The sequence below is a fragment of the Roseisolibacter agri genome (assembly GCF_030159095.1).
In the GTDB taxonomy this organism is placed as follows: Bacteria; Gemmatimonadota; Gemmatimonadetes; order Gemmatimonadales; family Gemmatimonadaceae; genus Roseisolibacter; species Roseisolibacter agri.
The window spans coordinates 556,500-575,339 of the sequence record NZ_BRXS01000004.1 but is presented as its reverse complement, the minus strand read 5'-3'; the positions used below and the strand labels follow the sequence as shown (position 1 = coordinate 575,339).

13 protein-coding genes are annotated in these 18,840 nt (G+C 74.1%); 5 read left to right on the top strand and 8 right to left on the bottom strand.

Annotation, left to right across the window (positions count from 1 at the left end):
• Window positions 1-36: 36 nt before the first annotated feature.
• Window positions 37-612, bottom strand: a complete 576-nt coding sequence (gene hpt / locus rosag_RS14705) for a hypoxanthine phosphoribosyltransferase (RefSeq protein ID WP_284350898.1) — start codon at window positions 610-612, stop codon at window positions 37-39.
• On the bottom strand, window positions 569-2,020 hold the full coding sequence (gene tilS / locus rosag_RS14700; RefSeq protein ID WP_284350897.1) for a tRNA lysidine(34) synthetase TilS: 1,452 nt from the start codon (window positions 2,018-2,020) through the stop codon (window positions 569-571). The genes hpt and tilS overlap by 44 nt, the downstream gene beginning before the upstream one ends.
• A 70-nt stretch (window positions 2,021-2,090) precedes the next feature.
• Here tilS and rosag_RS14695 point away from each other — a divergent pair, with 70 nt between their 5' ends.
• Window positions 2,091-2,282, top strand: a complete 192-nt coding sequence (locus rosag_RS14695) for a hypothetical protein (RefSeq protein ID WP_284350896.1) — start codon at window positions 2,091-2,093, stop codon at window positions 2,280-2,282.
• A gap of 78 nt (window positions 2,283-2,360) precedes the next feature.
• Here the strand turns inward: rosag_RS14695 and aceA are convergent, their stop codons facing one another.
• Complete coding sequence (aceA, locus tag rosag_RS14690) at window positions 2,361-3,839, bottom strand: isocitrate lyase (protein WP_284350895.1); 1,479 nt, start codon at window positions 3,837-3,839, stop codon at window positions 2,361-2,363.
• Window positions 3,836-5,443 (bottom strand): malate synthase A, encoded by a 1,608-nt coding sequence (aceB, locus tag rosag_RS14685; protein ID WP_284350894.1) that lies wholly within the window; start codon window positions 5,441-5,443, stop codon window positions 3,836-3,838. The genes aceA and aceB overlap by 4 nt, the downstream gene beginning before the upstream one ends.
• A gap of 216 nt (window positions 5,444-5,659) precedes the next feature.
• Here aceB and rosag_RS14680 point away from each other — a divergent pair, with 216 nt between their 5' ends.
• Window positions 5,660-6,208 carry a thioredoxin family protein gene (locus tag rosag_RS14680; protein WP_284350893.1) on the top strand — a complete coding sequence of 183 codons (549 nt, stop codon included), beginning with the start codon at window positions 5,660-5,662 and terminating at the stop codon, window positions 6,206-6,208.
• Between the two features lie 286 nt (window positions 6,209-6,494).
• Window positions 6,495-8,420, top strand: a complete 1,926-nt coding sequence (locus rosag_RS14675) for an ATP-dependent metallopeptidase FtsH/Yme1/Tma family protein (protein ID WP_284350892.1) — start codon at window positions 6,495-6,497, stop codon at window positions 8,418-8,420.
• A gap of 370 nt (window positions 8,421-8,790) precedes the next feature.
• Here the strand turns inward: rosag_RS14675 and rosag_RS14670 are convergent, their stop codons facing one another.
• Both rosag_RS14670 and rosag_RS14665 read right to left on the bottom strand, forming a co-directional pair.
• Complete coding sequence (locus tag rosag_RS14670) at window positions 8,791-10,128, bottom strand: hypothetical protein (RefSeq protein WP_284350891.1); 1,338 nt, start codon at window positions 10,126-10,128, stop codon at window positions 8,791-8,793.
• Window positions 10,129-10,211: 83 nt separating this feature from the next.
• Entirely contained in the window at window positions 10,212-12,440 is a 2,229-nt protein-coding gene (locus rosag_RS14665; RefSeq protein WP_284350890.1) for a S9 family peptidase, read from the bottom strand.
• A 576-nt stretch (window positions 12,441-13,016) separates the two neighbouring features.
• On the opposite strand from rosag_RS14665, the gene rosag_RS14660 reads away from it, so the two are divergent.
• On the top strand, window positions 13,017-14,066 hold the full coding sequence (locus tag rosag_RS14660) for a M28 family peptidase (protein ID WP_284350889.1): 1,050 nt from the start codon (window positions 13,017-13,019) through the stop codon (window positions 14,064-14,066).
• A 17-nt stretch (window positions 14,067-14,083) separates the two neighbouring features.
• Window positions 14,084-16,168, top strand: coding sequence for a beta-N-acetylhexosaminidase (locus rosag_RS14655; protein ID WP_284351075.1), 2,085 nt, complete (start codon window positions 14,084-14,086; stop codon window positions 16,166-16,168).
• A 30-nt stretch (window positions 16,169-16,198) separates the two neighbouring features.
• On the opposite strand, the gene rosag_RS14650 is transcribed toward rosag_RS14655, so the two are convergent.
• Both rosag_RS14650 and rosag_RS14645 read right to left on the bottom strand, forming a co-directional pair.
• Complete coding sequence (locus tag rosag_RS14650; RefSeq protein WP_284350888.1) at window positions 16,199-17,203, bottom strand: hypothetical protein; 1,005 nt, start codon at window positions 17,201-17,203, stop codon at window positions 16,199-16,201.
• Between the two features lie 220 nt (window positions 17,204-17,423).
• Complete coding sequence (locus rosag_RS14645; protein WP_284350887.1) at window positions 17,424-18,830, bottom strand: DUF4403 family protein; 1,407 nt, start codon at window positions 18,828-18,830, stop codon at window positions 17,424-17,426.
• Window positions 18,831-18,840 lie beyond the last annotated feature (10 nt).

Here is an 18,840-nt window from a genome sequence, read left to right as displayed (position 1 = left end):
TGCCGATGGGCGCGGCGTGTCGCGGGCGACTGCCGCTTACTGCAGGCTCGCGACGTACGGGACGTGCCGGAAGTGCTCGGCGTGATCCAGTCCGTACCCCACGAGGAACTCTTCGGGCGCGTCGAAGCCGACGAAACGCACGGGGTGGTCCAGGTGGGTCGCGATGTGCTTGTGCAGGAGGGCGCAGATCTCGAGCGACTTCGGCCGCCGGTCCCCGAGCAGCTCGACGAGCTTCTGCAGGGTGCGGCCGGAGTCGACGATGTCCTCCACCAGGAGAATGTGCTTGCCCTCCAGCTCCGTTTCCGGATCGTAGAGGAGCCGGACCGTGCCGCTGGAGACAGTCGCGTCGCCGTAGCTGGAGGCGACGAGGAAGTCCACGTGCAGCGGCCGCGCGATCTGCCGCACCAGGTCGCTCAGGAAGATGAAGCTCCCCTTGAGCAGGCCGAGCACGAGCAGGTCGTCGTCCGGATAGAAGGCCGTGATCTCGCGCCCGAGCTCCGCGACGCGCGCGGCGATCTGCGCCTCGGAGAACGCGACCCGCTTGAGGGCGCGGCCCGCCAGGCGCGGGTCAGCCGCGGCGCTCTGGCCGCGGACGTCGATCGATGCGTTCACAGATGAAGTGCTGACCCGGCGTCGCGTGCCGGTCCGTCGCCGCGTCGCTGCGGCACACCCCAGGAATCCACAGGATCTCCTGGCCATCGCCCCCGGCGACGACCACCGGCCACCCCGGCCGCTCCCGACCGGGAATCCCGGCCTCGGCGAGGAACCGCTTCACACGACGTGCCCCCTGCTTCCCCGCCGCCCGGATGCGATCTCCGGGACGCCAGGCGCGGACCTCCAGCGGGCGGTCCGCCGGCAGCCACGCGGACCACGCGGGGTCCACTGCTGCTGCCTCGCCCTGCGATGCGCCGAACCGCCAGCCGCCGAACGTCAACCCGTCGGCGAGCGGCTCGTTCCCGGGCGGCGACGCCGTCGGTCGCCACGCTGCGGCACGCCGCAGCACCAGCTCCCGCTGCGCCTCGCGGCCGCCCGGAACGCGCCGGCCGCGGCGAACCACCACCTCGATGCCTCCCGCGAGCGGGATCCCGGCACCGACGGCGGTGGCCTCCGCGGCCACCCGAATTGTAAACGCCACGAGCCGGGCGGTTCCCCGCCGGTCGAGCCGCACCCCGCCCCGGGCCGCGAGCGCGGGCCACAGGACGGCGAGTCCTTCGGCATCATACCCCGCCAGCAGGGGCAGGGCAACGTGGAGCGCCCCGTCGGCCGCACGCGTGACGGCGACGGATTCCGCCAGCGCCTCGGCCTCCGCGCGCCACGCCGCGGCCTCGCGACCGAGGGCGAGCAGCAGCCGCCGGGTGCCGGGGCGCGCCGCCTCCAGCGCAGGAAGCAGCTCGTGGCGCAGGCGATTCCGAAGGAAGCGCCGCGAGGCGTTCGACGGATCCTCGACCCAGCGGAGGCCGCGCGCGTGCGCGTAGGCGGCCACCCGCGCGGCCCCCACCGCGAGCAGCGGCCGCACGACTCCCTGACGCGTCGCGAGCAGCCCGGCGAGCCCCCTGGGGCCCGCGCCGCGCAGCACGCGCATCGCGACCGTCTCGACCTGGTCGTCGCGGGTGTGCGCGGTGGCGACGGCGTCGGCGCCCAGCCGGCGCGCGGCGCGGCGGAGAAAGCGCCATCGCGCCTCGCGCCACACCGCCTCGCCCGCGTCGGGGAGCGCGGCCCGCCCCACGACGACCGGCAGCCCGTGGCGCGCCGCGGCCCGCCGCACCCGACGGACAGCGGCGCGCGCGTGCGGTCCCGTCCCGTGGTCGAACACGGCCACGCCGGCCAGCCGCTCGCGCGCGACCGCGCACGCCGCGTCCAGCAGCACCATCGAGTCGCGACCGCCGGAGACGGCGAGCACGACGCGTTTCGACGCGCCGTCCGCCAGCGCCGCGCGCACGCGCGCCCGCACGGCGCGGATGCTGCGCCGGGCGTCCGCGTCGCGCTCCGCGTCGCGCTCGACCGGGACGGGCGTCGTCATGCCGCAAGCTACCGCGCGCTACCGTCCCACGCCGGCGCCCGCTACAATTCCGGCCTCCACCTGAACCGCGGTGATCGTCTTGGAAACCAGCAACGTTCTCGGCACGCTCTGGGCGGCGTTCGGCATGACGGCGTACTACATGGCGCTCGTCTGGATCAACACGCTGCTGGGGCTCTTCCTCACCCCGCTGTTCCTGATCCCGCTGACGTGGCTGCAGGACCGCGTGGCCGCGAAGCGCCGCGGCGCGATCCCGGCGCGCTGAGCGCGCCTCGCCCGCTTTCGGAATGAAGAAGCCCCCGCGGCCGTCGGCCGCGGGGGCTTCGTGCGTCCGGCCACGGGGTCAGGGCGCCGCCGGCGCCGCGCCCGGGCCGCCTTCCAGCGTGCGGGCCAGCAGCCCGCGCAGCGGATCCCCGTGCGCCTTCTCGTCCACGCCGTGCGGTCCGTCCACGCCCACCGCGTGCGGCCCGCCGTGGAACTGCTCGGCCTCCGTCGAGCCGTGCATCGCGCCGGTGGACGCCTGCCCCGCCGTCGCCGTCGTCAGCACGAGGTCGAAGTAGCCCGTGCCCGCCTCGCGCTGGTGCTTGGTCGCGGTGTAGCCGTCGGCCTCGCGCGCGAACTCGCGGTCCTGCACCTCGACGTACGCGGGCATCCCCTGCGTGCGATAGGCGCGCGCCAGCTCGAACGTCTCGAGGTTGATGAGGTGCCAGCCCGCGAGCGTGATGAACTGGAAGCGGTAGCCCATCGCGCCCAGCTCGCGCTGGAAGGTCGCGATCGTCCGCTCGTCCAGGTTGCGGCGCCAGTTGAAGCTCGGCGAGCAGTTGTACGCGAGCATCTTGTTCGGGAAGCGCGCGTGCACGGCCTCCGCGAAGCGGCGCGCCTCCGCGAGGTCGGGCGTGCTCGTCTCGCACCAGAGGAGATCGGAGTACGGCGCGTACGCCAGCGCGCGCGCGATCGCCGCGTCGAGCGACGGCCGCGTCACGTAGTACCCCTCGGCCGTGCGCTCGCCGGTCGTGAACGGCCGATCGCGCTCGTCGATGTCGCTCGTGATCAGCGTCGCGCCCATCGCGTCGGTGCGCGCGACCACCAGCGTCGGCACGCCGAGGACGTCGGCGGCGAGGCGCGCGGCGCTCAGCGTGCGCACGTGCTGCTGCGTCGGCACGAGCACCTTGCCGCCCATGTGCCCGCACTTCTTCTCGGCCGCCAGCTGGTCCTCGAAGTGCACGCCCGCGGCGCCGGCCTCGATCATCGCCTTCGTCAGCTCGTAAGCGTGGATCGGCCCCCCGAAGCCCGCCTCCGCGTCGGCGACGATGGGAACCAACCAGTCGCGCTCGGGTTCCGCGCCGTCAGACGCTCGCTCGCTCCACTCGATCTGGTCGGCGCGCAGCAGCGCGTTGTTCAGCCGCCGCACCAGCGCGGGCACGCTGTTGACCGGATAGATGCTCTGGTCCGGATACGTCTGCCCCGCGAGGTTCGCGTCGGCCGCGACCTGCCACCCGCTGAGGTAGATCGCCTCCAGCCCCGCGCGCACCATCTGCACCGCCTGCGCGCCCGTGAGGGCGCCGAACGTGTGCACGTACGGCCGCTCGCGCAGCAGCGCGCGCAGCCGCTCCGCACCGCGGCGCGCCAGCGTGTGCTCCACGCGCACCGCGCCGCGCAGCCGCACGACGTCGGCCGCGGAGTAGTCGCGTCGCAGGTCGTCGCCCGCCGCGCGCCACTCCTGCTCCAGCGCCCGCACCTGCGCCGCGAACCCCGGCGCGCCCGTCGTGCCACCGGTCCGCGGCTCCGCCACGGTCGTCCGCTCCACCTCGCGCTCGCTCATCGGTCCGCCTCCTCGAGCATGGGATACGCCGGGATGGTGAGGAACTCGACGAAGCGCTCGCCGAGCACCAGCTCGTCCAGCAGGCGCGCGGCGTCGCGCAGCCGCGAGGGCGCGCCGCCGCGCGCGGCCTCGAGCGCGGCCAGCTCCGCGGCGCGCGTCTCCTCGTACAGCGCGCGCGTGACGGTGCCCCCTTCAGCCAGGGGTGCCGCGTGTCGGATCCACTGCCACAGCTGCGCGCGCGAGATCTCGGCCGTCGCGGCGTCCTCCATGAGGTTGTGGATCGCGACCGCGCCCGCGCCGCGCAGCCACGCGTCCAGATACTGCAGCGCGACGTCGACGTTGGTGCGCACGCCCTGCCGCGTCACCTGTCCGCCGGGCACGTCGAGCCGCAGCAGCTGCTCCGCCTGCACGTGCACGTCGTCGCGCCGGCGCTCGCGCTGGTTCGGACGGTCGCCGAGCTTCGCCGTGAAGACGTCCATCGCGATCGGCACGAGGTCGGGGTGCGCGACCCACGTGCCGTCGAAGCCGTCGCCCGCCTCGCGCAGCTTGTCGTCGCGCACCTTCGCGACCGCGGCCTCGGTGACGGCGGCGTCGCGGCGGTTGGGGACGAAGGCCGCCATCCCGCCCATCGCGTGCGCGCCGCGGCGATGGCAGACCTGCACCAGCCGCTCGGTGTACGCGCGCATGAACGGCGTGGTCATCGTGACCTGCGCGCGGTCGGGGAGCAGCATGTCGCCGCGTCCGCTGAACTTCTTGATGATCGAGAAGATGTAGTCCCACCGGCCGGCGTTGAGCCCCGCCGCGTGGTCGCGCAGCGCGTGGAGGATCTCCTCCATCTCGAACGCCGCGAGCACCGTCTCGATGAGCACCGTCACGCGCACGCTGCCGTGCGGCACGCCGACGCGCTCCTCGGCGAACGTGAAGACGTCGTCCCACAGCTGCGCCTCGTGCCGCGACTCGAGCTTGGGGAGGTAGAGGTACGGCCCCGTGCCCCGGTCCAGCGTCTCGCGCGCGTTGTGGAAGAAGTAGAGCCCGAAGTCGAACAGCGAGCCGGACATCGCGCGCCCGTCGACCTCCACGTGCGCCTCGTCGAGGTGCCAGCCGCGCGGCCGGACGATCAGCGTCGCGATGGTCGGGTTCAGTCGATACGACTTCCCTTCCCCCTCGAGCGCGAGCGTGCGACGCACCGCATCCATGAGGTTCGCCTGGCCGTCGACGACGTTCGCCCACGTCGGGCTGGTCGCGTCCTCGAGATCCGCCATGAAGCAGTCCGCGCCGGAGTTCAGCGCGTTGATCATCATCTTGCGGTCGGTCGGGCCGGTGATCTCGACGCGGCGGCGCTGCAGGTCGGGCGGCGTCGGCGCGACCTGCCAGTCGCCCTCGCGGATCGCGCGCGTCTCCTCGGGGAACGTCGGGCGCTCGCCCGCGTCGAGGCGCTGCTGGCGCTCCGCGCGCGCGGCGAGCAGCGCGCGTCGGCGCTCGCCGAAGCGGCGCTCCAGCTCCGCCACGAAGGCGAGCGCGTCGTCGGTGAGCACGCGCGCCACGGAGTCGGCGGCGGGTGGGATGGACGACGGACGGACGGTGACGCCAGCGGGCCGGGCCATCGGACTCTCTCTCGGTCTATCGGAGGACGGGGAACGCGCGGCGGCCCGCGCCCACCAGGCGGAGCGCAGGGTGGGAACGGCCGACGTCACGTCAGCGGTCGGGGTTGCCAGTCGCGTGCCATCCCCGGCAGCGCTCGGCTCGCCGCGTGGATAGCGTACGGGTAACGCACGAGCGCCCGCCGACGTGGCGGCGCGCCCCTCGCACTGCACTCCCGCATGTCGCTCAAGGATCGCTTCGAGACCGCGCCGCGCTTCGCGGAGTTCCTGGCCGCCGCCCAGAAGAATGCGGCGCTCTGGCGGGACACGTATCGCCTGACGAAGGTGCCCGACGACGCCATCGCGCGCGCCACGGCCGTGCCCGGTCGCTGGCATCTCCTCGTGCTGGTCGAGGACTGGTGCGGCGACGCGGTGAACACGATCCCGTACCTCGCGCGGCTGGCGGAGCTGAGCCCGAACCTCGACCTGCGGGTGCTGGGCCGCGACGCGAATCCCGACCTGATGGACGCGCACCTCGCGCCGAGCGGGGCGCGGGCGATTCCCGTGGTGATCGTGCTGGACGAGCAGTATGCCGAGCGGGGCTGGTGGGGCTCGCGGCCGAGCGAGCTGCAGGCGTGGATCGAGACGGAGGGGCGCGGGATGGAGAAGGACGAGCGCTATCGCCACGTGCGCACGTGGTACGCGCGCGATCGCGGCCGCTCGACGCTGGACGAGGTGATCGCGCTGCTCGAGGCCGCCGGCGGCGTGCGCCACGACGCGGCCGCGTGAGGCCGGCGGCGCGACGCGCGCGCCTCGTCTGACGAGACGCACAGGAACGCGGAACCAGCGGGCGCGCGAGGCGTAGCAGCAGGTCCCTCGCGCGACGGCGCACGCGCGAGGGGCGAGCGCGGCGGGACCGGTTACAGCGGTCCCGCGGGCGTCGTCTCCCCGACGGGGAGCCGGCGACCGTGACTCCGGTCATCGCGCATCGCCTCATCGCGTGCTATCGCTCGTCCCGCCTCCACCGCGCGGCTCCGGCCACGCGGGACGCGTCTTCGTATACTCGTCCTCCCGCATGCCTTCCACGTCGACCCTCCGTGCCGAGCGCGGCCCGGACTCCGGAACGGGCTCCGGCTTCAAGGAGCGCCGCAACCTCCGCACGCGCGCCAGGCTGGAGCTGCTGTCGCGCAGTGGCGGCCCGGTGCGCTACTGGCCGTTCGCCCTCGTCCTCGGCCTCGTGATCGCGGCCGTCGTCGGCTGGCGGATGATGCAGCCCACGCCGGTGCCGCCGCCGGTGGTCGCGTACTCGGAGTTCGCGCGCGCGCTGGCCGGCGGCCGGATCAAGGGCATCCTCGTCGACCAGGGGGGCAGCCGCCTGGTGGCCGAGCTGCGTACGCCCGAGGTCGTGCACGGCAAGGTCGCGGCGGCGGTGGCGACGTCGGTGCCGTCGCGCGGCGTGTCGGTCGAGGTGCTGGAGCGCTGGTCGTCGACCGGCGCGCGCGTCCGGGTCTCCGAGAACACCGGCCACTCGACCGAGCAGATCCTGCAGCTCCTGAGCTTCCTCGTGCTGGTGGGCGGCGTCGGCTACCTGGTGGCGCGCCAGCGCGGCGGCTCGACGAAGGGGCGGTTCCTCCCCACGCCGCCGTCGCGGCAGCTGACGCTCGCGGACGTCGGCGGCGCCCAGGAGGCGCGCGCGGACCTGCAGGACGTCATCGCCTACCTCCGGGACCCGGCGCGCTTCCAGGCGATGGGCGCCAAGTGCCCCAAGGGTCTGCTGCTCGTGGGCCCGCCGGGCACGGGCAAGACGCTCCTCGCGCGCGCGGTCGCCGGCGAGGCGGGCGTCGCGGTGATCCAGGCCGCGGGCTCCGACTTCAACGAGATGTACGTCGGCGTCGGCTCCAAGCGCGTGCGCCAGCTGGCCGAGCAGGCGCGCAAGGCGGCGCCGTGCATCGTGTTCATCGACGAGTTCGACTCGCTGGGCGGCCGCCGCGGCCGGCCGAACCGCTCGGGCGAGGAGGAGGTGACGCTCAACCAGCTGCTCGTCGAGATGGACGGGATGGCCGGGAGCGAGGGCATCGTGTGGATGGCGGCGACGAACCGCGAGGACATGCTGGATCCGGCCGTGCGCCGCCCGGGCCGCTTCGACCGCATCGTCGAGGTCGGGCTGCCGACGGCGCAGGACCGCCTGGACATCCTGAAGATCCACGCGAAGTCGGCCCCGCTGGCCCCGGACGTCGACCTGGAGCGGCTGGCGCAGCTGACGGTCGGGCATTCGGGCGCCGAGCTGGCCAACCTGCTGAACGAGGCCGCGATCGGCGCCGTGCAGGACGACTCGCCGGTGATCGCGATGCGCCACATCGAGCAGGCGCGCGACAAGATCCTCCTCGGCCGCGTGCGCGCCGGGGTCGTGATCAGCGACAAGGAGCGCCGGTTGGTGGCGCTGCACGAGGCGGGGCACGCGGTCGTGGGGCTCATCACCTGCCCCGAGGACAAGCTGCACAAGGTCACGATCGAGGCGCGCGGCCGCACGCTGGGCGCGGCGCACTTCGCGCCGGACGTCGACCGCCACCTGCACACGCGGCACTACCTGCTGGGCGTGATCGCGAAGGCGCTGGGCGGCCGCGCGGCGGAGCTGGTGTTCCTGGGCCCGGAGAACGTGACGTCGGGCGCGGGGAGCGACCTGGTGCAGGCGACGAGCGTCGCGCGGCGCATGGTCGCGGACTTCGGCATGAGCGACGAGGTGGGGCTGGTGAGCGCCGATCCGAGCGCGCACGGCGGCGCGGCCCCGGGCTCGCAGCTGCAGTCGCAGATCGACGGCGCGGTGCGCGCGCTGATCCGCCAGGAGGCCGACCGGTCCGAGGCGCTGATCCGCGAGCACCGCGCGGCGGTGGAGGCGGTGGCGGACGCGTTGCTCGTGCACGACGTGCTGAGCGCGGACCAGGTGATCGAGATCGCCGCCGCGCACGGCGTGCACGTCGAGCAGGCGCTGTCGACCGTCTGAACTCACGGCTGCGGGCTGCGGGCTGCGGACCTGAACGACGAAGTGCTTTGACAGGATGACGAGGAGGCTCCGCTGAGCGCATGATCCCGTGCGCTTCGCGGAGCCTCCTCGTCGTCCCGTCATCCTGTCTGCTCGTGCAGCTCGGGTCCGGTGCGCCGGACTCCTTTGCCTCTCGGGGGGATGCGGATGCTCCGGATGAGAACGGATCCTTCGGATCGTCCCTCACGGGGGCGACGTCCCATGCACTCCGAGGAGCGATCCGTCTCATCCGTTCCGATCCGCAGCATCCGCATCCCTCCAAGGGGCCAACAGGTCCGGCGCGCCGAGGTATCCCGAGCGGCCATGCACGCAGCGCGGAGCACGCAGCGTCCTATCGCCAGAACGGGATCGTGTACGGCGCCGTCGCCGCCGGGCGCCCCGGGCGGACGGCCGGCCACACCGTGAGCACGTGTTCCCCCTCCGCCAGACCGCGCACGGAGACGTGCGCCACGAAGACGCGGCGGTTGGCCTTCGGGTCGGCGAGGAATCGAAGCCGCAGCGAGTCGAGCGGACGACCGTCGAGCGCGATGCGGTGGATGCGGGCCGCGCAGCGCAGCACCGCCTCCGTCGCCGCCCGCGCCTGCGCCGAGCCCAGGTCGTCGAAGTCGAGCGGGCGCACGTCGGGACAGGCTGCCGGCATCGCCAGGTCGTGCACCAGCGGGCGGTACGGGATGTGGAGCCGGAGGTAGGGCCCCGTCACCACGTCCGCGTCGATCCACGGGCCGCGCGTGTCCGGCTCGGCGCCCAGCGTCGCGTAGCGCGCGGCGGACAGCGCGCCCGGCCCGCCGTCGCTGAAGAAGCGGAAGTTCGACGCGCCCGGCAGCCCGCCGTCCGCCTGCGAGCGACTGATGGAGATCGCGCTCAGGATCACCGCACCGGCGATCATCGCCGCCGCCGCGACCTTCGGCGAGAGGTTGGTCATCAGCACCGTCCACAACGACCGGACGGCGGGCGTGCTGGTGGACAGCGCGAACCGCAGCGCCGCGCGCACCGCGCGCCCGAGCCGGCTCTCCGGATCGAGGCGCTCCTTGCGCTGGTAGTCCACGAGGCTCGCGCCGATCTGCGCGACGGCGAGCGTCAGGACGATGCCGCCCGAGACGATCAGCGCGGTCTCCATGCGCAGGACGCGCTGCAGCGCCCAGACGAGCAGCGCGAACGGGACGATGATGACGATGGCCGTCGTCAGCGAGAGCGCGATCACGAAGCCGCTCGCGAAGACGATGCTCGCCGCATTGTCCGCGCGCGTGATGAACTCGCTCAGCGGACGCACGCGGGCACGCGTGAGCTCCGTCTGGATCGGCCCGAGCTGGCGCATCCGGTCCCAGCGCGGCCCGCCGGGGAACACCGAGTTCGCGCCGACCAGGGCGACCCAGTACGCGCGGATCGCGAGGTGCGTGACGAAGCAGGCGATCAGCCCGTACAGCGCCGCGCGGCCGAGCATCCCGCCGCCGGACACGAGGAAGGTGCCGAGCAGGCCCACGTGCGGCTGCCAGTAGTGCACCCACTGCTCGAGCTCTCCGGCGAGCTGGAAGAGGCCGAACAGCACCGCGCCCGAGACCAGCATCTCGAGCTCGAAGGTCGGCGTCGTGTCGCGCGGCACGTCGATCGACGGCGTGTCGGCCTCTGAGCCGTTCGCGGGCGCGATGGGAGGAGTGGCGGCAGGCAGCATGCGTCGCGGGAACGTCCGGAGGCGGATGCGACGATGGCCGCGGGCATGTGCGCCCGCGGCCATCGTCGGTGGATCGTGCTAGCTCACTTGCCGGCGTCGGCGGTCGTCGTCGTGGCGCGCGGGCCGATCAGCCAGTGCCCGAACCACTGCCGCAGGCGGCCGAGGCGGTCCACCAGCAGCCACGGCTCGCCGCTGCGCGACAGCTCGTGGGTCGAGCGCGGGTAGCGCACCAGCTCCGTCGGCACGCCCTGCTTGCGCAGGCCCATGAACCACTGCTCGGCGTCCGTCATCGGCGTGCGGAAGTCCTCCTCGCTCTGCACCATGAGCGTCGGCGTCTTCACCTTCCGGATGTAGCGGATGGGCGACAGCGTGTCGTAGAGCGTCGGGTTGTCCCACGGCTTGCCGAAGAACTCGAACTCCGTCAGGCCCTGCGCGTCCGAGCTGCCGTACCACGACCACCAGTTGCTGATCATGCGGTCGGTCTGCGCGGCCTTGAAGCGGTTCGTCTTCACCGTCACCCACGCCGTCATCACGCCGCCGTACGAGCCGCCCGTCACGCCCATGCGCGTCGAGTCGACGTCGGGGCGCTGCGCGGCGACGTCCACCGCCTTCATCAGGTCCTGGTAGTCCTCGTCGAACCACCGGCCGCGCGTGCTGTACGTGAAGTCCGCGCCGTAGCCGCTGGAGCCGCGCGGGTTCGTGTAGAGCACGAACATCCCCGCGCCCGCGAGGTTCTGGAACTCGTCGAACCAGTTCTCGCCGTAGGCCGAGTGCGGGCCGCCGTGGATGTAGAGCACGAGCGGGTACTTCTTGCCCGACTGGTAGCCGTAGGGCTTCATCAGCCAGCCCTCGATCTCCTGCCCACCGACGCTCTTGTAGACGATGCGCTCCGCGTCGCTGAACGCGACCTCCTTCGAGATCGCGTCGTTGAACGACGTCAGCTTCCGCTCGCCCGTGCCGTCCGCGTTGGCGATGTAGAGTTCCGTGGGCGTCGTCGTGCCGGTGGAGACGTACGCGACCTGGCGCTTGGCCGGGTCGAACGCGAAGCCCGACATGCGGCGCCGGCCGCCGAGCACCTCGCGCGGCGCCCCGCTCCCGTCCGCGCGCACGCGGAAGAGGCCCGTGCGCCCGCCGACCTCGGCGTTCATCGCCAGCTCGCCGTTCGAGAGCCAGTCGAAGCCGGCCGGCTCGTACTGCCAGTCGCCGATCAGGTTCTTCACGCGGCCGCTCGCCACGTCCACCGTCGCGAGGCGCGCCGACTTCGCGCGCGCCGGCCGGTGGATGAAGGCGATCGTGCGGCCGTCCGGCGACCAGTCGAGCTGCGCCTCCGAGCCGGGGATCGTCGCCACCTTGCGCGGCGTGCCGCCCGCGACCGGGATGACGTAGATGTCGGTGTCGTTCCGCTCCGCCTCGTCGCGGGCCTTGTCGTACGGCAGCCGCGCGATCGAGTCGCGCTCGGTCTCGACGAGCGAGTCCGGGCGCAGCGCGCTGTCGGCGACGAACGCGATCCAGCGCCCGTCGGGCGAGACCGCGACGTTGCGGTGCGAGTACGAGGTGCGCGTGAGCTGCTTCTTGACCGTGTCGCCCTTAGCGAGCGTGAACAGCTGCGCGGGACGCCAGCGGCGCGCCTCGGCGCGGTTGGCGACGTAGCCGCGGTCGTTGCTCTTGTAGCCGAACTCCACGACGTGGCGGCCGTCGAAGCGCTTCGGGTCGATCGGCTTCGTGATCGCGCCGAACGGCGCGCGCGAGATCGCGCTGCGGACGCCGTCGCTGGCGCGCGTGGAGTCGCTGCCGGCCGCGCCGCCCTCGGACGTGTCGGCGAAGACCGCGAGCGCGCCGTCGCGCGTCCAGCTCGCGCTGGCGGGCGGCAGCCACCCGATCTGGAAGGCCTCGCCCGACGGCTCGTCGAGGCGGATGGCCCACGTGCTCCCCTTCCCGCCCGGGCGCTGCGAGGTGAAGAGGAGGTGCTTGCCGTCCGGCGTGAAGCGCGGGTTGGAGCTCTCGGTGCTGGGGCTCGTGAAGCGGAACGGCGCGCCGCCCGCGGTCGGCACCATCCAGACCTCGTTGTGGCGGCGGTTCTCCGCCTCCTTCACCGTCGTGACCGTGAAGGCCACGCGGCGCCCGTCGGGCGAGACGGCCGGATTGCCGACGGTCGTCAGGCGGTAGACGTCGGTGGGCGTGAAGGCGCGCGGGCCGGCGGTGCGGGAGGCGGCGGGTGTCGCGGCCGGGGCCGCGGCCTGCGCGCCCGCGACCATCGGAAGCGCGAGCAGGGCAGCCGGCAGCAACCGGCCAGGGCGGACGGTCGGGGACATGGCGGACGGGAGTGGGGGGACGACGGCGCCGCCCCGTGCGGCGGCGCGACCTGCGGGGTTACGGCGGGGCGGACGCGAACGTTCGCGCGCGGGCGCGCCGGCGGCCAGACCGGAGGTCCCGGCCCCGAAAAAAAATTTCGAACAGGACTGGAACCCCCGTGGTCCACCCTGTGTATTTCTCAGCGTTCCGACGACGCGACGCGGCGTCGGACCTGGCCAAGTCTCCCCCGACGCGGCCTGTCCTGCCCGAGACGCAACCGCATTCAAGGAGGTGATCCATTGTCTAGTCAGTTTGGTTTCACCCGGATCACCGTAACCGCCTGAACCATCAGGCAGTTACGCTCCGGTGAGCCGACAGGTGAAACCGGAGTGTTGTTCGCCCCCGCGAGACGGCAACGTCGAGCGCCGCGGGCTGCAGCACTGACGACGAAGGGCACCCCCTAGGCGGGGGGTGCCCTTCGTTGCGTTCGGCAGGCGCGCGTTCGACGCGCCGTCGCCGCGGGCAGGGGCACGTGTCAGATTCCCGGCTGTCGCCCGCGCGCCGCGCGCGAGCCTGCCCGCCCCCGCCCCGCTCCCATGCCGATCGCCCGTCCGCGCCGCCCGCACGCCGCGCTTCTCGCCCTGCTCGCCTTGGCCGCCTGCCGCGGCACCGCCGGCGGCCCCGACACCGCGCGCGGGCCCGAGGGCGCGCGCACTGCGGCGGCCAGCGGCTTCGCCACCGTGGACTCGGTGCGCCTCCTGGCCGACGTCGAGTTCCTCTCGCACGACACGCGCGCCGGCCGCCGGCTCGGCACGCCCGGGAACGCGGACGCCCGCCTGTACCTCTCGCGCCAGCTGGCAGAGATCGGCGCGCAGCCGGTGGCCGGCGGCGTCGCGGATACGCCCTACGCGCACGCCTTCCGTGCCGCGCGTCGCGGTGCGGCGGCCGGCGACAGCGTCACCGGCTACAACGTCGTCGCGCAGGTGCGCGGCACGCGCACGCCGGACCGCGTGCTGGTGGTGAGCGCGCACTACGACCATGTCGGCATCGGGCGGCCGGTGAACGGCGACTCGATCTACAACGGCGCCGACGACAACGCGTCCGGCACCGCGGCGCTGCTGGCCGTCGCGCGCGAGCTGGTCGCGCGCCCGCCGGAGCACACGGTCATCCTGCTCTGGCCCGACGGCGAGGAGATGGGCCTGCTGGGCGCGCGCGCGTTCGTCGCCAACCCGCCCGTGCCCAAGGCGTCGATCGCGATGAACGTGAACTTCGACATGATCTCGCGCGACGTGAAGGGCGAGCTCTGGATCGCGGGTCCCACGAAGTGGCCGAAGCTGCGCCCGCTCGCCGACCGCCTCGCCGCCGACGCGCCGGTCTCCATCCGCATCGGCCACGACAGCGGCTCGGCGTCGTACGACTGGACGTCGCAGTCCGACCAGGGCGCGTTCCACGCCGCGGGGATCCCGTTCCTCTACTTCGGCGTCGAGGACCACCCGGACTACCACAAGCCGAGCGACTCGTTCGAGCGGCTGACGCGCGGCTTCTACGTGCGCGCGGCGCGCACCGTGATCGAGGCGGTGCGGCGCGCGGACCACTGCCTGCCGGTGCTCACCGGCTCGGGCGCCGCGCCCGCCGGGTGCAGCTGATGCGCGTCGTGCTTCGTATGACGGTCGTCGCGCTGGCGTCCGCCGCCGTCGCGAACGCGCAGCCGTCGGCCGACCTGCCGCTCGTCCCCGCCCCGCGCGAGGGCGCCGCGCTGCCCGCCTTCGCCATCGGGCGCGGCATCGCGATCGATGGTGGCGCGACCGACGACGACCGCTTCGCGGCGCGCGACCTGGCCGAGGCGCTGCGCGCGCGCGGCGTGCCGGTCGTGACGTCGGGCGGGGGCGTCACCGTGCGGCTGCTGCGGCGCGACACGCCCGCCGGGCGCGCGGCGCTCCAGCGGGCGAATCTCGCCTTCGACGCCGCGATGAACGACGAGGGCTACGTGCTCGTCGCGCAGGACGGCCGCGTCGACGTCGTGGGCGCGAGCGCCGCGGGCGTCTTCTACGGCGCGCAGACGGTGAAGCAGCTCGTCGACGGCGACGGGCCGCGCGCGCGCGTGCTGGGCGCGCGTGTGCGCGACTGGCCGGCCATGCGCTGGCGCGGCCTGCACGACGACTGGTCGCGCGGCCCGCTCCCGACGCTCGACTACCAGAAGCGGCAGATCCGCACGCTCGCGGCGTACAAGGTCAACGTCTACTCGCCGTACCTCGAGAACGTCTTCCAGTACGCGTCGCATCCGCTGCTGGGCGCGCCGCTCAACAGCATCACCCCACAGGACGCGCGCGAGCTCGCCGACTACGCGCGCCGCTACCACGTCGAGGTGATCCCCGAGCAGCAGACGTTCGGGCACCTGCACACCGTGCTGCGCCTCGAGAAATACTCGCCGCTGGCCGAGCGGCCGCACGGGCACGCGCTGGCGCCGGACGATCCGCGCGCGCTCGACTTCGTGCGCACCACGTTCGCGGAGCTCGATTCGGCGTTCGGCAGCCGCTTCCTGCACATCGGCGGCGACGAGACGTTCGAGCTGGGACGCGGCCGCACGGCCGACCGCATCCGCCGCGAGGGGCTGGGGCAGACGTACGTCGACTACGTGTCGAAGGTCGTCGGCGCGCTGCGGCCGCTGAACCGGAAGCTCGTGCTCTGGGGCGACGTCGGCACGAACCATCCCGAGCTCGTGGCGACGCTGCCGAAGGACCTGATCGCCGTGCCGTGGATGTACGACAACGTCCCGAGCGCGGAGAAGTGGATCAAGCCGTTCCGCGACGCGAGCATGGAGACGTGGGTCGCGCCCGGCGTCAACAACTGGTGGCGCGTCTACCCGAACCTCGGCATCGCCCTCCCGAACATCCGCCTCATGGCGCGCGAGGGGCAGCGGCTCGGCGCCGTCGGCCTGCTGAACACGACGTGGGACGACTTCGGCGAGCAGCTGTTCGAGTCCACGTGGAGCGGTGTGCTGTTCGGCGCGGCGGCCGCGTGGCAGAGTGGCGACTGCGACCCGGACGTCTTCCTGCGCCGCTACCCGCGCGTCTTCCACGGCGACGCCGCGGGCCACGTCGAGGCGGCGGAGCGCGACCTGATGGCCGCCACCGCGCTGCTCACGCGCGCGGCCGGCACGGAGATGCACGAGCAGATCTACTGGATGGATCCGTGGTCCGACGAGGGCCGCCGCCTCACGCCGCGCATCCTCCCGCTCGCGTCGGAGCTGCGGCTGCGCGCGGAGTCCGCGATCGAGCACGTGGTGCGCGCACGGCGCGCCGGTGCGCTACGCGAGCCCGGCGCCCTCGACGCGATGGAGCTCGGCGCGCGTCGGCTCGATCTCATCGGCATGAAGTTCCAGCTCGCGCACGAGATCGCGGCGCAGTACTCCCTGCTGCTCGCGCAGGGCCGCGACAGCGCGGGCGCCGCGGCCATCAAGTGGTACGACCTCGCGGACCTCTCGGGCATCAACGGCCGCCTGCAGGACCTCCGCGACGTGCACGTCGAGAACCGCGTGCTGTACGAGACCGCGTGGCGCCACGAGAACCGCCCCGCGTGGCTGCCCAATGTGCTCGCGCGCTTCGACGTCTCGACGCAGCTCTGGGTGTCGCGCATCGAGCGCATGAACCAGGTGCGCGCGCAGTGGGCGCGCACGCGCCGCCTGCCGCCGCCCGCCGAGCTGGGGATGCCCGAGGTCACCGACGCGCCGACGCCCGCCGCGCGCTGAGGCGCGGGCGGGCGTCGGATCAGGCGCGCGTCACGAGCGTCGGGAGTAGCCCCAGGCGAACAGCGCGAGCACGCCGCCGCCGACCATCAGCAGCCCGAGCGGCGCCGGCTCCGGGACCACCGACGCGGTCGTCGTCACGGTCGGCGGGTCGCCGAACGTCGGCGGCGGGCCATCACGCGGAGGGTCGCCGCCGGGTGGACCACCGGGCGGGCCACCAGGCGGCGGAAGCTCGCCGGGCGGCGTCCAGCTCGGAGGCAGCGGCCCGTCGCCGGGCGGGAACGGGAACGGCGGCAGCCCGCCGATCGGCGGCGGCGGTGGGAACTGCGGCGGCGGCCCGTTGGAGTCGTCGCCCGGATCGGTGCCCGGCCCCCCGCCCGTGCCGCCACCAGGGCCAGTCGATGAGGGGCGGCCCGGCGTTCCGTCCGGGTCGCCCTCTCCCCACGCGGGGATCGACGGGCTCACCGTCACGGGCGCCGCGGGCGTGGTCAGGAAGCCCGTGGGAGGCGCTCCGTCGTCCACGCTGCCGGCGGCGATCGCGCCGCCGCCGGCCACGAGGCCGCCGAGCCACCAGAGGAGCGGCACGCCCGTCGAGTCGTCCTGGACGAGCGTGTCAGGCAGCGTCAGCGGCACCTCGCCCACGAGCGCGATCGGGCGCACGGTGCCGTCGGGCTGCGTGACCATGGCCAGCGGCAGGCCCGCGCTGCGGCAGGCGTTGCGCGCGGGCGCCCGCATCGCCGTCGTCGGCAGCGGGACCACCGAGGCGAGGCGCGCGGCGGGGCGGCGCACCGGCCTCGTCGGCGCGACCTTCCGCGCGGGCGCCTTCACGGCCACCGGCTTCGTCGCGGGCGTCGAGCGCGCGCGGACCGGCTTCCGCACCGGGCGGCGCGCCGCCGGCGCGCGCGTCGAGATGCGCAGCGCCGCGCGCAGCGGTGCCGGCGCGCAGAGCGGATCCTGCGCCGCGGCCGGCGCGGCGAGCGAACCGAGCGTCAGGGCGCCGACCAGGAGCGCGACGAGGCGTCGTGCGGGAGCGATCATCGGCGCGCGCGGCGGACCGGCGACGAGGGGCGCACGCGCGCGCGAACGGGTGCCGGCCGCCAGAGCGCGCGTCCCGCGCAGGCGACTAGCACGAAGCAACCCACGACGGCGACGGTGATCGGCATGCGGCACCCCAGGGCAGCCCGCGGCGCGACGGCGGAGTGCCGGCGCGCGGAGGGTCACCCTGAGGATCGGCGGCCCGCGCGGGCGACTTGAGCGCTCAGCGCGCCCAGAGCCCCGCGTCGCCCTCCAGCAGCACGCGCACGACGAACGCCGTCGGCGAGGTGTGGAGCCCCGTCACGCGCAGGCTGCGCACGCCGCCCCCGACCGCCACGTCGGGCGCCAGCGCGCGGTTCATCTGCTGCGTCAGCTGCATCCGCGCCGCGTCCAGCTGCGGCCCGAGCGCGAGCTTGCCGCCGCCCGTCGCCTGGTCGATCGCGCGCTTGATGAGCGGCGCGCCGAGCGTGGCCTTGAGGCGCGTCATGCGGTCGCGGCTCTCGACGCTGTAGTGCAGGTCGTCGAACATCAGCGTGCGCGACGTCTCGTCGTAGCGCGGCCGGCCGACCAGCGTCAGCGCGCCGTTCATGCGGCCCTCCATGTTCAGCCGCACGAGCGCGCTGTCGCCCGCGCCCACGACCTCGACGCCCGTCACGCGCAGCGGCTGCCCCGCGGTCTCCTGCGCCAGCAGCGCCGCCGACTGCCGCGCGATCTCCGCGAACGGCAGCTCGATCTGCACCGGCACACGCAGCCCGCTCGCCGGCCGCGCCAGCGCCAGCGGCGGGAGCGGACGGACCGCCACCTGTGGACGCGGGCCGCTGACGATGCGCGGCCGCGCGACCAGCGTGACGCCCGAGTGGATCGCCGTCCCGCGCCCCTCGATCGGCGCCAGCGCGACGCTCTCGGGCGACATCAGCAGCCATGCCGTGCCGGCCGAGTCCACCGGCACCGGCGCCTGGAGCTGGCGCCACATCGAGTCGGCGGCGGCGCGCAGGTCCGCGAGCGCCGGGAACGCGGAGTCCACCTGCGACACCGCGCGGCCCAGCTGCCAGTCGACGATGCGCTTCATCAGCGGCGTCGCGTCCACGCGCAGCAGCGTCACCTGGCATGGATCGGGCATCGCGCTGGTGAGCTGCGTCGCGCGCGTCGCCAGCCGCCAGTCGCTCCGCCAGTACAGCGACGTCGTGAACCGCAGCTCGGCCCTCGGCATGGGCTCGGGCGCGAAGCCGCAGCTGCCCACGCTGCCGCCCGTGGGCAGCGCGACGCGGCCGCGGTAGCGCAGGCGCGCCAGCATGTCGACCCGGTCGCCGGTCACGCGCAGCTGCAGCGTATCGCGGCGGTATGCGTACTGGTGGCAGACGACGCCGCCCAGCGTGAGGCAGCGCGCGCGGTCGAGGCTGTCGGCGCGCGGCAGCGCCTTCTCGATCGCGGCGACGACGGCGCTCGTCTGGATGGTGATCGGCAGCGCGAGGACGGCCGGCTCCAGCGGCGGGAGCGTGGGCGTCGGCGCGAGGACGGCGGTGGCGGGGCGGCCGCCGCCGCCGCATGAGACGGTCCCCAGGACGACGAGCGGGGCGACGAGGGCGACGAGCGAGCGGCGCGCGCGGGCGCGCGGGGAGGGCACGGACATGGACTGCGGC

Coding starts and splice junctions, on each gene's coding strand:
- tilS (WP_284350897.1), bottom strand. CDS start 2,020: ATGACGACGCCCGTCCCGGTCGAGCGCGACGCGGAGCGCGACGCGGAC.
- aceA (WP_284350895.1), bottom strand. CDS start 3,839: ATGAGCGAGCGCGAGGTGGAGCGGACGACCGTGGCGGAGCCGCGGACC.
- aceB (WP_284350894.1), bottom strand. CDS start 5,443: ATGGCCCGGCCCGCTGGCGTCACCGTCCGTCCGTCGTCCATCCCACCC.
- rosag_RS14680 (WP_284350893.1), top strand. CDS start 5,660: ATGTCGCTCAAGGATCGCTTCGAGACCGCGCCGCGCTTCGCGGAGTTC.
- rosag_RS14675 (WP_284350892.1), top strand. CDS start 6,495: ATGCCTTCCACGTCGACCCTCCGTGCCGAGCGCGGCCCGGACTCCGGA.
- rosag_RS14670 (WP_284350891.1), bottom strand. CDS start 10,128: ATGCTGCCTGCCGCCACTCCTCCCATCGCGCCCGCGAACGGCTCAGAG.
- rosag_RS14665 (WP_284350890.1), bottom strand. CDS start 12,440: ATGTCCCCGACCGTCCGCCCTGGCCGGTTGCTGCCGGCTGCCCTGCTC.
- rosag_RS14660 (WP_284350889.1), top strand. CDS start 13,017: ATGCCGATCGCCCGTCCGCGCCGCCCGCACGCCGCGCTTCTCGCCCTG.
- rosag_RS14655 (WP_284351075.1), top strand. CDS start 14,084: ATGACGGTCGTCGCGCTGGCGTCCGCCGCCGTCGCGAACGCGCAGCCG.
- rosag_RS14650 (WP_284350888.1), bottom strand. CDS start 17,203: ATGATCGCTCCCGCACGACGCCTCGTCGCGCTCCTGGTCGGCGCCCTG.
- rosag_RS14645 (WP_284350887.1), bottom strand. CDS start 18,830: ATGTCCGTGCCCTCCCCGCGCGCCCGCGCGCGCCGCTCGCTCGTCGCC.